A 13242-nucleotide genomic window follows, 5' to 3' on the forward strand; every position below is an offset into this window, starting at 1 on the left:
GCGGAACGTGCCGAGCAATTCAATTCGCGCGCCGCGCGGCCAAGCGGGCTTCTCGATGATCGAGGCCCTGGTGGCCATTCTCGTGCTCTCGTTCGGCCTGCTCGCGCTGGCCGGCTTCCAGTTGCGTGTGCTCTCGGACAGCGTGGGCGCGAGCAACCAGAACATTGCCGCGCAGTTGGCCGCCGACATGGCCGATCGCATCCGCGCGAATCCCGTGAGCGGCGCCGCGTCGGCCAATCCCTATGTGGCCGGCTGGTCGGCGGCGGACAACACCGAACCCACCCCCTCGTGCGCGGGGGCCAAGGCCAGTTGCACCGCTGCCCAACTGGCCGTCCACGATCTGTGGACCTGGAAACACAGGGTGGCGAATGCGTTGCCGGGTGGCGTGGCCGACGTGCAGAGCAAGAAGGCCGTCGGCGGCCTGCTGTTCGTGCACATCGCCTGGGACGAGCCCGCTGCGGTCAACCCGATCGCAACGGATTCGGCCTGGAACTGCCCGACCGAGGCCTGCCTGGAAGCCGTCGTCGCGGTGCCCCAACCATGAACAACAAAGCCTTCTCTCACCGCCTGCGCCAGGCCGGCTTCACGCTGGTCGAAATCCTCGTCGCGCTGATCATCGGCATGCTGGTGGTGCTGGCCGCGATGGCCAGCATGCTCGGCACGCGCAGCACCGCTGCGACGGGCGACGACGTCAATGTGCTGCACCAGTCATCGGCGCTGGCATTCAGGCTGCTGGGCCAGCAGATCCGGCAGGCCGGCTATTTCCCGATCGATGCCACCGGGCCGCTGTACTACTTCGACGTCAATGCGGGCACCAAGCTCGAGAGCGAGCCGGCCTTCTTCGCGATCAAGGGGAAGGAGGCGGCCGCCGGTTCTGTGAACGACACGCTGAAGGTCGGCTATGCGCCGAACCCGGATTTCTTCCACGACTGCCTCGGCCAGGTGGCCCAGGACTCGGATGGCGCAGCGTACACCCCCGGCAATCCCGCGGATCCTGCGAACGTGCGCCTGATCACCAGCGAGTTCTACGTGGTCAACGGCACCTTGCGGTGCATGGGCAGCGGCCATACCACGCCGCAGCCGATCATCGACGGCGTCGAACGCTTCGATGTCATGTACGGCATCGGCGATGCCGAAACCGAACGGGTGGTGCGCTACGTGACGGCAGCGAACGTAGCGAGCTTCGATCGGGTTCGCACGGTGCGCGTGTGCCTGCAGCTTGCCGGCGCGTCGAGGAGCAACCCGGGCGGCAGCTACGTCGATTGCGATGGCTCGTCGCGGACCAGCAGCGACGGCAGGCTGCGCCGCGTCTACACGACGGTGTTCGCACTGCGCAACTTATGACCACCCCCAGTCTTCGCGCACTTCGTGTCGCTTCGCCACCCCCCTTGCAGGGGGCAACACCAGCGGCCCGGCAAAGCCGGTTCCGCGGTGTTTCTGGCAAATACCTGGCGCAGCAGCGGGGGTTCTCGCTGTTCATCGTGCTCATCATGCTGCTGCTCTCGGTGCTGCTCGCGGTGGGTGGTGCGCGGACGGCCCAACTGCTCGAATCGATGGCGGGCAACCAGCGCGACTACCAACGCGCCTTCGAGGCCGCCGAAGCCGCATTGCTGGATGCCGAGCGCGACATCCGGCAACTGGCCTTCGATGCCGCGACCCAGACCTACGTGGCGTGTTCCGCGCTCGTGGACTCCCCTTGCCGCAAGGTCGCGGATGGCCGCGTGTTTCCCGATCGGGATACCGGCTGGGTGACCGCCTACGTGGGCGAGGGCGCCAACAGCTGCGCTCAGGGCATCTGCTACTTCGCCGGGAGCGATTCCGTGAGTGCCGCCTCGGGCAGCGAGGCCTACCGGTTCTGGACCCGTGCCGCGTATACGGACAAGTCCGCCGCCTACGGTCGATTCACGGGCGCGCCGAAGGCCGGCAATCCGGCCCTGGCCAGCGCCAGGTACTGGATCGAGGTGATCGACCGCGCGCGCAGCGACGAGCCGCTGTACCGGATCACCGCGCTTTCCACCGGCGCCCGCACGGCCAGCACGGGCGGCGGCACGCGGGTCCTGTTGCAGATGTCCTTCGACCCGGCCGCGGTCAGGAAGGTGAATTGAGCATGGCTGGAAAAATAGATATGAACATCCACCGGTTTTCGAGGAACGCCGTGCTGTGCGGCCTGGTACTCGCGCAGACCGCAGGGCACGCCGCGCAATATCCGCTGGCCCAGGCGCCGCGCAACACCGCGGTCAAGGAGCCGGCGCCGAATGTGATCGTGTCGGTCGACAACTCGGGCAGCATGGCGTATTCCTCACGGGCGTCGGAAGGAATGTATCCGTCGGCCGGAACACCCACCCGGATGGAAGCGCTGAAGACCGCGCTCAGGGCCAACTTCTCGGCGGCCAACATCCCCAACGGCCGGATTCGCCTTTCCTGGCAGGCGATGAACAACAACAAGAACGCCAAGAACGACAACTGCGTCGGCTTTTTCGGCGACATCTCAGCTGGGACCTATCAGGCCGGCCGTTGCCTCGTCAACGGCCAAGCCAATGCGAACCTGATGCGTTCGCTGGACGACACGCATCGCGCCAATTTCATGAGCTGGGTCGATGGCTTGGCGGCGGAAGGCGGAACACCCTTGCACGCCATGATGACCCGCGCCGGCGAATATATGAAGACGACAGGCCGGTTCAGCCCGTACTCGGACGACTCGGGCGTGGAGGGCGCAACTCAATCGACCTGCCGCAAGTCCTTTCACATCTTCATGACCGACGGCGACTACAACCTGTTTGGATTCAACCCGGACCCCGCAGCACTCGGCATGCCGGCCATCGGCAATGCGGATGGAACGAACCGCGTCCTGCCCGATGCCGTGGCCTACGTGCCGCGCGCTCCCTACAGGGACGACGCAGGTGCGGTCAACAACAGCTGGCAGAAAGATGCCTATGGATGGTGGCCGAAGGCGGAATACCGGCCCACACTGGCGGACATGGCTTTTCATTACTGGGCCAGCGACCTGCAGCCCGGTGTGTCGAACAACCTCAAGAAGACTGTTGCAGAGCCCGGCAACATGACTGTAGGAACGGCGACGGTCCCCGAGTACTGGAATCCCAAGAACGATCCCGCCACCTGGCAACACCTGAATACCTACACCATCGGCTTTGGCGCTGCCTCGTCGTGGACGGGCGCGCCGGCCGTTTCGGCGGACGCGTCGCAGCCGACCTACAGCGGGGACTATGCGCGCTTGGTCGATGGCTCGATCTCCTGGAAGGACCCGCTGGCGAGCACCTTGGCGGCGCCGGGGAGATGGCATTCTGCAAGCGGCGCCTATGGCTACTACCACGAGCTCGCCGCCAACGCCTCCGCCGTGCGCATGGACCTCTGGCACGCCGCGCTCAACAGCCGAGGCACCTTCACGCCGGCCGCGAACGCGCAGGCGCTCGGCGATGCCTTCCGATCCATCCTCGCGCAGATCCTTTTCAACACCAGCACCCCGCTGACCTCGATCTCGGGCAGCGGCTCCAGGGCGTCGAGCGCCACCTCGGCCTACCAGGGCGGCTACGACACGGCCGACTGGTCGGGCAAGGTGATTGCCACGCCGTTCGGCAGCGACGGCAAGCTGGCCGCCACGCCCGCATGGTCCGCGCGCGAACTGCTCGATGCGCGCATGGCAAAGGCCGGCGCGCACGACAGCGATCGCAAGGTGCTGAGCTTCTCTGGCACCACTGCGGCAACGCCCACCAGCGCCGCGGCCACCGGTGCCGGCGTGCCGTTCCGATGGGCCAACCTGAGCGACGCGCAGAAGGCGGCGCTCAAGGGCAGCACCAGCACCGACGCCGCGAGCACCGCGTCGGCCAGGGCGTGCTCGACTTTCTTCGCGGCGACCGCAGCAACGAGGGCACCGGCCTCGGCCTGCGCAAGCGCGGCCACGTGCTGGGCGACATCGTGGGCTCCAGCGTCCAGTACGTGGGGCGGCCCAGCAGCGGCTTCACCCATGAAGGCTACGCCGCATTCGCCTCGACCATCGACCGCACGCCGATGGTCTATGTCGGCGCCAACGACGGCATGCTGCATGCCTTCAACGCCGGCACCGGCCAGGAGGCATTCGCCTATGTGCCGGAAGGCGTCTATGGCACGGCGGCGGCGCCCCAGCTCAAGAAGCTCAGCGAGAGCACCTACTCGCACAGGTACTACGTCGACGGCAGCCCGTTCGTGGCCGACATCTACATGGGGTCGACCGCTGACGCCAAGGCCACCGACGCCAAGAAGGCAGCGCTGTGGAAATCCTTCCTCGTGGGCACGCTGGGGCCGGGCGGCAAGGGCTACTTCGTGCTCGACGTCACCAAGCCCGAGAACATCGGCGAGACCAACGCCGCCGACGTGGCCGTGATCGACACCACCGCGGTCGCCGACGACGACCTCGGCCACCAGTTCCAGCAACCCGCGCTCGATTCCTTTTCCAGGCGCGCACTGCAGGTGGCACCGCTCAACAACGGCCGCAGGGCCGTGATCCTGGGTAACGGCTACAACAGCACGAACGAGAAGGCGATGCTCTGGATCCAGTACCTCGACGGCGACAAGTCCGTGCTGAAGATTCCCGCGCCCGCCACGCAGGCCGCCGGCACTTGCAACGGGCTCTCGGCGCCGCAGGTGGTGGACCGCAACGGCGACGGCAAGGTCGACTACGTCTATGCCGGCGATCTGCTCGGCAACCTCTGGAAGTTCGACCTGAGCAGCGGCAAGAGCAGCGACTGGAAGGCCACCCTGGGCTCCGGCGCCACCGCATCGAGCCTGGACGGCGCGCAGCTGTTCGCCGCCGGTGCCGCACAGCCGATCACGGCCGCGCCGCTGGTCGTCGACCATCCGCGCGGCGGCTACATGGTGATGTTCGGCACCGGCCGGCTGTTTGCCGCGGGCGACGAAAGCAGCACCGCCCAGCAGTACCTGTACGGCGTCTGGGACCGCGCCAACGGCAGCACGGGCACCGCGGTGCTGGCCGACCTGATGGCGCAGACCGTCGGGACCGGCACGGTCAAGGAAGGCGACGTGGAATTCCGCACCGCGTCGAGCCACGGCGTGAGCTACAGCGGCTCGGGCGGCAAGCGCGGCTGGTACCTCCAGCTGGGAACCGCCGGCGAACGCATCGTCTATCCGGGCGATGCGCTGAGCGGCAGCGCGGGCCTGTTCTCGTCCACCATTCCCGGCTCGGCGAGCAATTCGCTCGACTGCGCGCCGGGCACCAGCGACAACGGCTGGTCGATGGTGGTCGACTTCTTCAGCGGCGTCGCCCCCGACGGCATCGTCTACAACGGATCCACCAGTGCGGCAGGCACCTATCTCGGCTTCCGGAATCATTCGGGCCGGGACGACATCGTCTTTCGGCCGCAGAACGCCGCGGAAAAAGGCAAGCACGTGATCTGTAGTGCGGCCGGCGGCTGCAACGAGACCGAGCTGCCGCAAGCCGTGCGCCGCTTCGGCTGGCGCAACCTGATCTCGTGGAATTGATGAAGCCGCGGCGCACCCAAGCCATGAACAAATATCCTGAAATGCAGGCCCGCAAAGAGCGGATTCGCCCGCGCGGCTTCACGCTGGTCGAACTCATGATCGTGACGGCGGTGATCGCCATCCTGGCCGCGATTGCCTACCCGAGCTACACGCGCTACGTGCTGCGGGCCAAGCGTGCCGATGCCAAGCAGCAGCTGCTGCAGGCGGCCCAATGGACCGAGCGCTACCTGACGGCCAACGGCCAGTATCCGCCGTCAACCGTTGCGCTGCCGGCCGGGCTGAACCAGTCGCCATCGTCCGGCACGGCAAACTACACCATCAGCTATGCGGCAAGAAATGCGACCGCCTACACGCTGCGGGCCGAGCCGCAGGGCGCATCGAAAGCCGACGAGTGCGGAACGCTCACGGTGAACCAGCAGGGCGTCAAGCTGGCGGCCGGCCAGACCAGTGCTTCGAATGCGCGGGTGCAGGCCTGCTGGAACCGCTGAGTGCGGGGTTCTTCAGATGTCGCGCAGCAGCTGCCGGAACTCGTCCACGTCCTCGAAGCTGCGGTACACCGAGGCAAAGCGCACGTAGGCCACCTTGTCGAGCTTTTTCAGTTCGCGCATCACGAGTTCGCCGACCTTGGTCGAATCGATCTCGCGCAGGCCGCTGGCCAGGAGCTTCTGCTCGATACGCAGCAGGGCGTTGTCGATCTGCTCGATGCTGACCGGCCGCTTGCGCAGCGCCAGCATCATCGAGGCGCGGACCTTGCCCGATTCGAAGTCGGCGCGGCTGCCGTCCTTCTTGACGACCACCGGAAAGTTGACGTCGGGCCGCTCATAGGTGGTGAAGCGCTTGTCGCAGGCGCTGCACTGGCGGCGCCTGCGCACGAAGTCGGCGTCTTCCGAAACGCGGGTCTCGACGACCTGCGTTTCGAGATGACCGCAAAAAGGGCATTTCATGCGGCCACTTCTTGCCGGATCAGCGGTAGACCGGGAACCGGCTCGTCAGCGCGTGCACCTTGGCGCGGACCGCATCGATGTTGGCGGCGTCGCGCGGGTTCTCGAGCACGTCGGCGATCAGGTTCGCGGTGATGCGCGCCTCTTCGTCCTTGAAGCCGCGCGTGGTCATGGCGGGGGTGCCGATGCGCACGCCGCTGGTGACCATCGGCTTTTCGGGGTCGTTGGGGATCGCGTTCTTGTTGATCGTCATGTGGGCGCTGCCCAGCACGGCTTCGGCTTCCTTGCCGGTGATGCCCTTGGCGCGCAGGTCGACCAGCATCACGTGGCTTTCGGTGCGCCCGCTCACGATGCGCAGGCCGCGCTCGGTAAGGGTGTCGGCCACGATCTGGGCGTTCTTGACCACCTGCTGCTGGTAGGCCTTGAACTCGGGCGTCATGGCTTCCTTGAACGCGACGGCCTTGGCGGCGATCACGTGCATCAGCGGGCCGCCTTGCAGGCCTGGGAAGATCGCGCTGTTGATGGCTTTCTCATGCTGCGACTTCATCAGGATGATGCCGCCGCGCGGGCCGCGCAGGCTCTTGTGGGTGGTGGATGTGACCACGTCGGCGTGCGGCACCGGGTTGGGGTACACGCCCGCGGCCACCAGGCCGGCATAGTGGGCGATGTCGACCATGAAGATCGCGCCCACGTCCTTGGCCACCTTGGCGAAGCGCTCGAAGTCGATGCGCAGCGAATAGGCCGAGGCGCCCGCGATGATCAGCTTGGGCATGTGCTCGTGCGCCTTGCGTTCCATCGCGTCGTAATCGATGGCTTCGTTTGCATCGAGGCCGTAGCTCACCACGTTGAACCACTTGCCGCTCATGTTCAGGGGCATGCCGTGGGTCAGGTGGCCGCCTTCGGCCAGGCTCATGCCCATGATGGTGTCGCCGGGCTTCAAGAAGGCCAGCATCACGGCTTCGTTGGCTGAGGCGCCGCAGTGCGGCTGCACGTTGGCGGCGTCGGCGCCGAAGATCTGCTTGATGCGGTCGATGGCCAACTGCTCGGCCACGTCGACGTGCTCGCAGCCGCCGTAGTAGCGCTTGCCCGGGTAGCCTTCGGCGTATTTGTTGGTGAGTTGCGAGCCCTGGGCGGCCATGACGGCCGGCGAAGCGTAGTTTTCGCTCGCGATCAACTCGATGTGGTGTTCCTGGCGCGCGTTTTCGGCCTGGATGGCAGCCCAGATTTCGGGATCGGTCTGTTCGACCAGGATGTTGCGGTGGTACATGGCAGTCCTTTGAAGACGAGGTCCTTGTTCTTCAACCAAACAAGGGCTGCCCAGGCGAACGGCTGAACGCCTGTATGGATGCCAGGCGGCACGCTTCCCAGTGGTATTCCACGTCAGCGCAGGGCACCGTGCGGGGTGCTGCGCCTATCGCCAGTCGCGTACGGGGTGAAGTGTAGCGCAGGGGCTCAGGAAACTTCCGACAGCAGGGCCACTTTCTGCGGGTCCGCTGCCGGCTCGGCCGCCTGCTGCGGCTTGGGCGGCACGGCAACCGGAATCGGCTGGGCCTGCGCCCGCACCACCGGCGCCGCGGGCGTTGGCATTGTCGGCGGATTGCGGCCGTTGGCCACCTGCACCAGGCGTTCGTGCTCGGCCAGGACCTTGCCGGCATAGCCGCCGTCGTCGTCGAGATTGGCCGCGCCCACGTAGTAGCGCAGGCCGCCTTCGAGCGAGCCGGCGCGGGCGATGCATTCCTGCAGCACCTTCACGCCCACGCGCATGTTGGTCACGGGGTCGAAGGCGGTGAGCGTGCCGCCCGCGCTTTCGTACTTGTCGCCGTGCACGCGCGTCATGACCTGCATCAGGCCCTGGGCGCCCACGTGGCTCTGGGCGAAGGGATTGAAGCTCGATTCGACGGCCATGATGGCCAGGATCAGCGTCGGGTCGAGCTTGGTGCGCTTGCCCAGGTGGTATGCCTCTGCAACCAGCACGCTCAGCGGCTCGGCCGCCACGCGGTACTTCTTGCTGAGCCAATAGGCCACGGCGGCCTGCTGCTTGGGCAGGTCGCCGGGGCTCGCGGCCGTGGTGCGCACGATGGCGGTCGGCTCCAGGTCGGTGGCTTCGGGCGCGGGCTTGCGCGACTGCAGCCAGCCCATGAGCTGTTCCTCGCCGGTCTTGCGCAGGTCGGGCCGCGCCACGAGCGCGAGGGCCGCGAACACGATGGCCAGGCCAACCAGCGCAAACCCGTTGTGGGTGATTTCAAAAAAGCCGTCTGCCACGTCGGACACAAAGGTCCTCAGCCCGCGGGCTGTGGCATCAAACGCCTTGTTCATCGCTCTTCCTTTCTGTGCGGCACCTGATCGCAGCGCCGCGGGGGCGATGGATGAAGGCAGCGGCGCTTGGATTGGTACGAATCAGGCTCCGCGCATGGAGGTGTAGGGGTAGGAGCGCGGTGGCCTGATCAAGCCGGGGGAACTCGGCAGCGGATTCAGGTGGCCCCTGCTGGGTCTGGGGCAGCCAGGGGCAGGCGGGATTCTAGCGTGGCTAAATACCCGGTCAAGTATAAGAACCTATTCCCTTATGTGATTACATATTTAAACAAAATATCAGGGAAAACCCTTGGAAGACGGCATTGCAATGCAAGGGCGGGGCGCCTAATCTGAACACGCCTGAGTTCTCAGGCGGTTTTCCGAAATCCTACGGCCCGAGGTGCAAGTCAAGGGCTGGAACGATGGAGGATCCATGGCGGCAATCTCTTGCTGCCAGCACGGCAGGAACCATTGACTTCCGGTCGCGCGAAACGATGGCATGGGTTTTGTGCCCGCCATCAAGCCCGGTAATGAGACATTTCGTCGAATTGCCGGGCTTTCTTGTTTCTGGCTCCATGCTTCTTTGCGGCACACTCCCGCGATGGATGTAGCTTCGCTCAAACAAAATAAATGGGTGCGACGTGGGATCGTCGCGTTGCTGGTTCTGCTGGCCCTCTGGATCATCGCCTGGCTGGCGGTGCCGCCGATTGCCAAGAGCCAGCTCCAGAAGATCGCAAGCGAGAAGCTGGGCCGGCAGGTCACTGTCGGCAAGATCGATTTCAAGCCCTGGACCCTCGAACTCGCGCTGAACGACCTGCGCATTGCCACGGCCGACGGCAGCCGGCCCCAGGTGGCGGTCAAGCGCATCTATGCCGACGCCGAACTGCAGTCGATCCTGCGCCTGGCACCGGTGATCGATGCGGTGACGGTCGAGGCGCCGGCCATCCTGCTCACGCACCTGGCCGACGGCAAGTACGACATCGACGACATCCTGGCCAAACTCGCGGCCGGCCCGCCGCCCGATCCCAAGGCCGAGCCGGCGCGCTTTGCCATCTATAACATCTCGATCAGGGACGGCGCGGTCGATTTCGACGACCAGACCGTCAAGCGCAGGCACGAACTGCGCGGCTTCGTGCTCAACGTCCCGTTCCTGAGCAACCTGGCCTCCAAGCGCGACATCAACACAGAGCCCAAGCTGGCTTTCGCGCTCAACGGCAGCAAGTTCGATTCGGCGGCCCTCACCACGCCGTTCGCGGAAAGCCGCAAGACCGACGCCCATGTGCAGTTCAAGGGGCTCGACCTGGCGCCGTACCTGGGCTACATCCCGGGCGGCCTGCCGGTGAAGCTGCAGGCGGGCAGCCTCGATGCCGACCTGAAGATCGATTTCGAGCGAGCCGCCACCGCCGGTCTCAAGATCACCGGCACCGTCGAGGCGCACAAGGCCAAGCTCGGCGATGCCCGTGGGCGGGACCTCCTGGGTTTCGATTCGCTCAAGCTGGCGCTGGCCGACGTGCGGCCGCTGGAGGCGGTGTTTCACCTGAGCGAGGTCGCGCTGGCCAATCCGCAGCTTGCGGTGGCGCGCGATGCCAAGGGCCAGCTGAACCTGCTGGCCACCGATCCGGCCACCGGGGCGGCAGAGAAGGTGGCGCAGGCTCCTGCCGCCGCCGCAAGCGCTCCGGACGGCAAGGCCCCCGAAAAGCCGAAGTTGAAGGTCCGGGTCGACAAGGTGGCCCTCAGCGGCGGGCGCATCGGGTGGCGCGATGAAACGGTTCAGCCCGCCGCGGCCATCGAGACGACCGCGCTCGGCCTCGACCTGACCGAGCTCACCTGGCCCATGGAGAAGCCGGCCCGGTTCAGCGGCAGCACCGCCATTGCCGGCGCCACGCTCAAGTTCCAGGGCAACGCCACCGACAAGGCGGCCGAGGTGCAGACCGAGGTCGACGCGCTGCCGCTGTCGCTGGCGGCACCCTACCTGGCGCACAGCCTGGAGCCCACGCTCGACGGCAAGCTCAGCGGCCAGATCGACATCGCCTGGACCCAGCCCGACCTCCGGTTCAAGGCGCGGCGCCTGGCCGTCGACGGCCTGGCGCTCACCCAGGCGAAGACCGCGCTGGCAAGCGTCGGCCGCTTCGAACTGATCGATGCCGAGGTCGACATGACCAAGCACACGCTCGACGTGGCCTCGTTCACCGCCACCAACCCGAAGGTGCAGGTCGAGCGCGACAGCGAAAAGCGCTGGATGTTCGAGCGCTGGCTCAAGACGCCGGCCGGCGGCGGCAAGGCGCAGGCCAAGGCGGCCGCGCCCAAGCCCGCCGGCTCGGGCCCCGAAACGGCACCGCCCGGCGCCAACACCAAGCCTTGGGGCTTGACCATCGGCACCCTGGCGGTCGACAACGGCACGCTTTCCTATGCCGACAAGGCCAGCGCCACGCCGGTGGCCGTCGAGATCACGGCATTCAGCCTGAAGGCGCAGAAGGTCGCGCCCGAAACCGCCACGGTCTCACCCTTGCAGGTTTCGGGGCGCATCGGTTCCCGACGTTCGGAGCCGGGCCGCTTCGACTACAAGGGCAACGTGGTGCTCAAGCCGCTCTCGGCCGAGGGCCGGCTCGAAGTGGCCTCGTTCCCGGCCCATGCCTTCAAGGCCTACTATGCCGACGCGCTCAACGTCGACATCCGCCGCGCCTTTGCCAGCTACAAGGGGACGGTGCGCTATGCAAGCGCGCCGTCCGGCATGACGATCAAGCTGGCCGGGGACACGGCGCTGGACGACTTCCGCGCCAACAGCATCTCGCTGACCCAGTCGCCGGGCTTCGACCGCAACACCAACCAGCTGCTGAGCTGGAAGACCCTGAGCCTGCGCGGCCTGCAGGTGAGCATGGCGCCCAACGCCGCACCGGCGGTGGACGTGCGGGAAACCACGCTGACCGATTTCTTCGCCCGCGTGATCGTCGACCCGACCGGGCGGCTCAACCTGGTAAACCTCACCAAGAAGGGGGAGGCGGACGCCAATGCCGCCGCCGTGGCCAGCGCGGAGGTCAAGTCCCGCCGCAGCCCTGGCGGAACCACCACCACGACGCGCGGCGGGCCGCAGCAGCCTTCGGGCGGCGGCGGTGCGCCGGTGTCGGCCGAGGCCATGGTCGGCGGCGGCTCCGAGCCGGCAGAGCCGGCAACGGCGCCCGTCGCAACCGCGCAGGCCGAGGCCGATTCGGGGCCCAAGCCGGTCATCAACTTCGGCCCGATGAGCCTGGTCAACGGCCGGGTCGATTTCACCGACCTGTTCGTGAAGCCCAACTATTCGGCCGACCTGAGCGAGCTGACCGGCAAGCTCAGTTCCTTCTCGTCGAACCCGCCCAAGGGCGAAAGCGGCCGCCCCGCGCTGGCCGACCTGGAACTGCGGGGCAAGGCGCAGCAGACCGCCGCGCTGGAAATCACCGGCAAGCTCAACCCGCTGGCCAAGCCGCTCGAACTCGACATCACCGCCAAGATGCGCGATCTCGACCTGGCGCCGCTGTCGCCGTACTCGGTGCGCTACGCCGGCCACGGCATCGAGCGCGGCAAGATGAGCATGGACGTCAACTACAAGATCGCACCCGATGGCCAGCTCACGGCCTCCAACAAGTTGGTGCTCAACCAGCTGCAATTCGGCGACGAAGTGCAGGGCGCGCCCAACAGCCTGCCGGTGCGGCTCGCGGTGGCGCTGCTGGCCGACCGCAACGGCGTGATCGACGTGGACCTGCCGCTCAGGGGCTCGCTCAACGATCCGCAGTTCAGCATCGGCCCGCTGATCTTCAAGGCGGTGGTCAACCTGATCGTCAAGGCCGTGACCTCGCCGTTCAGCCTGCTGACCGGCGGACTCGGCGGTGGCAGCGGCGAGTCGAGCACCATCACCTTCGAGCCCGGGAGCGCCGTGCTCAGTGCCACTGCCAAGGAGAGCCTGGACAAGGTCGTCAAGGCGCTGACGGAGCGTCCGAACCTGCGGATGACGGTGGTCGGCACGGCCAGCCTCGAAAAGGAGCGCGACGCCTACCAGCGCCAGCGCCTGCGCCAGCTCGCCCAGGCCGAGAAGCGGCGCCTGGCGGTGCGCGGCGGCCAGGCGGGCACCGACGTGCCGCCGGTGACCGATGCCGAATACCCCGAGCTGCTGGCCGCCGTGTACAAGCGCGCGGACATCACCAAGCCGCGCAACATGGTCGGCCTCGCCAAGGACCTGCCGGTGAAGGAAATGGAAAACCTGCTGCTCGCGAGCATTCCGGTCGACGAGGAGTCGATCCGGCAACTGGCCGTGGAGCGCGGCGCCGTGGTGCGCGACTACCTATTGGCCCAGAAGCTGCCGAGCGAGCGCCTGTTCCTCGGCGCCGTGAAGACCAAGGCGAGCGGTGACGACTGGAAGCCCGGCGCCGAGCTCGACCTGGCCATGAAGTGACAAACGCTCACTTGGTTTCCCGCCCCGCCTCGCCATATAGATAGCCATCCGTGACCGCTTCCAGCAGCCATTTGGCTGCGGTTGCGGCATGGA

11 protein-coding genes and 1 riboswitch are annotated in these 13242 nt (G+C 66.7%); of the genes, 6 read left to right on the forward strand and 5 right to left on the reverse strand.

The window, feature by feature from the left end; all coding sequences use genetic code 11:
* The first annotated feature begins 7 nt into the window (after nucleotides 1-7).
* The 3 genes from pilV to L1081_RS05455 all read left to right on the forward strand — a co-directional run bounded on the left by pilV (nucleotide 8) and on the right by L1081_RS05455 (nucleotide 2105).
* Nucleotides 8-544, forward strand: coding sequence for a type IV pilus modification protein PilV (gene pilV, locus L1081_RS05445; protein ID WP_489415544.1), 537 nt, complete (start codon nucleotides 8-10; stop codon nucleotides 542-544).
* Nucleotides 541-1344 (forward strand): PilW family protein, encoded by an 804-nt coding sequence (locus L1081_RS05450; protein ID WP_489415545.1) that lies wholly within the window; start codon nucleotides 541-543, stop codon nucleotides 1342-1344. The genes pilV and L1081_RS05450 overlap by 4 nt, the downstream gene beginning before the upstream one ends.
* A gap of 146 nt (nucleotides 1345-1490) precedes the next feature.
* Nucleotides 1491-2105 (forward strand): PilX N-terminal domain-containing pilus assembly protein, encoded by a 615-nt coding sequence (locus L1081_RS05455; RefSeq protein WP_489416739.1) that lies wholly within the window; start codon nucleotides 1491-1493, stop codon nucleotides 2103-2105.
* On the opposite strand, the gene L1081_RS05460 is transcribed toward L1081_RS05455, so the two are convergent.
* Nucleotides 2089-2487 (reverse strand): hypothetical protein, encoded by a 399-nt coding sequence (locus tag L1081_RS05460; protein WP_489415546.1) that lies wholly within the window; start codon nucleotides 2485-2487, stop codon nucleotides 2089-2091. The two genes, L1081_RS05455 and L1081_RS05460, sit on opposite strands and share 17 nt — an antisense overlap.
* Before the next feature lie 1059 nt (nucleotides 2488-3546).
* Nucleotides 3547-3834, reverse strand: a complete 288-nt coding sequence (locus L1081_RS05465; protein WP_489415547.1) for a hypothetical protein — start codon at nucleotides 3832-3834, stop codon at nucleotides 3547-3549.
* A gap of 15 nt (nucleotides 3835-3849) precedes the next feature.
* Between L1081_RS05465 and L1081_RS05470 the strand changes: the two genes are divergently transcribed.
* Both L1081_RS05470 and L1081_RS05475 read left to right on the forward strand, forming a co-directional pair.
* Nucleotides 3850-5493, forward strand: a complete 1644-nt coding sequence (locus L1081_RS05470; RefSeq protein WP_489415548.1) for a PilC/PilY family type IV pilus protein — start codon at nucleotides 3850-3852, stop codon at nucleotides 5491-5493.
* Between the two features lie 41 nt (nucleotides 5494-5534).
* On the forward strand, nucleotides 5535-5981 hold the full coding sequence (locus L1081_RS05475; protein WP_489415549.1) for a type IV pilin protein: 447 nt from the start codon (nucleotides 5535-5537) through the stop codon (nucleotides 5979-5981).
* 12 nt (nucleotides 5982-5993) lie between these two features.
* Here L1081_RS05475 and nrdR read toward each other — a convergent pair whose 3' ends face one another.
* From nrdR to L1081_RS05490, 3 genes are all read right to left on the reverse strand, one after another.
* Complete coding sequence (gene nrdR / locus L1081_RS05480) at nucleotides 5994-6437, reverse strand: transcriptional regulator NrdR (RefSeq protein ID WP_012748200.1); 444 nt, start codon at nucleotides 6435-6437, stop codon at nucleotides 5994-5996.
* A gap of 19 nt (nucleotides 6438-6456) precedes the next feature.
* Nucleotides 6457-7701 carry a serine hydroxymethyltransferase gene (glyA, locus tag L1081_RS05485; RefSeq protein ID WP_369655787.1) on the reverse strand — a complete coding sequence of 415 codons (1245 nt, stop codon included), beginning with the start codon at nucleotides 7699-7701 and terminating at the stop codon, nucleotides 6457-6459.
* Between the two features lie 41 nt (nucleotides 7702-7742).
* A riboswitch (ZMP/ZTP riboswitch) is annotated at nucleotides 7743-7869 on the reverse strand.
* 17 nt (nucleotides 7870-7886) lie between these two features.
* The gene (locus L1081_RS05490; RefSeq protein WP_319426417.1) at nucleotides 7887-8750 is read right to left on the reverse strand and encodes a lytic transglycosylase domain-containing protein; all 864 of its coding nucleotides are present in this window, start codon (nucleotides 8748-8750) and stop codon (nucleotides 7887-7889) included.
* Between the two features lie 577 nt (nucleotides 8751-9327).
* On the opposite strand from L1081_RS05490, the gene L1081_RS05495 reads away from it, so the two are divergent.
* The gene (locus L1081_RS05495) at nucleotides 9328-13149 is read left to right on the forward strand and encodes a DUF748 domain-containing protein (RefSeq protein WP_489415550.1); all 3822 of its coding nucleotides are present in this window, start codon (nucleotides 9328-9330) and stop codon (nucleotides 13147-13149) included.
* The last annotated feature ends 93 nt before the right edge of the window (nucleotides 13150-13242 follow it).

Origin of the sequence: Variovorax sp. MSC1_012 (assembly GCF_023667525.1) — a bacterium.
In the GTDB taxonomy this organism is placed as follows: Bacteria; Pseudomonadota; Gammaproteobacteria; order Burkholderiales; family Burkholderiaceae_C; genus Variovorax; species Variovorax beijingensis_B.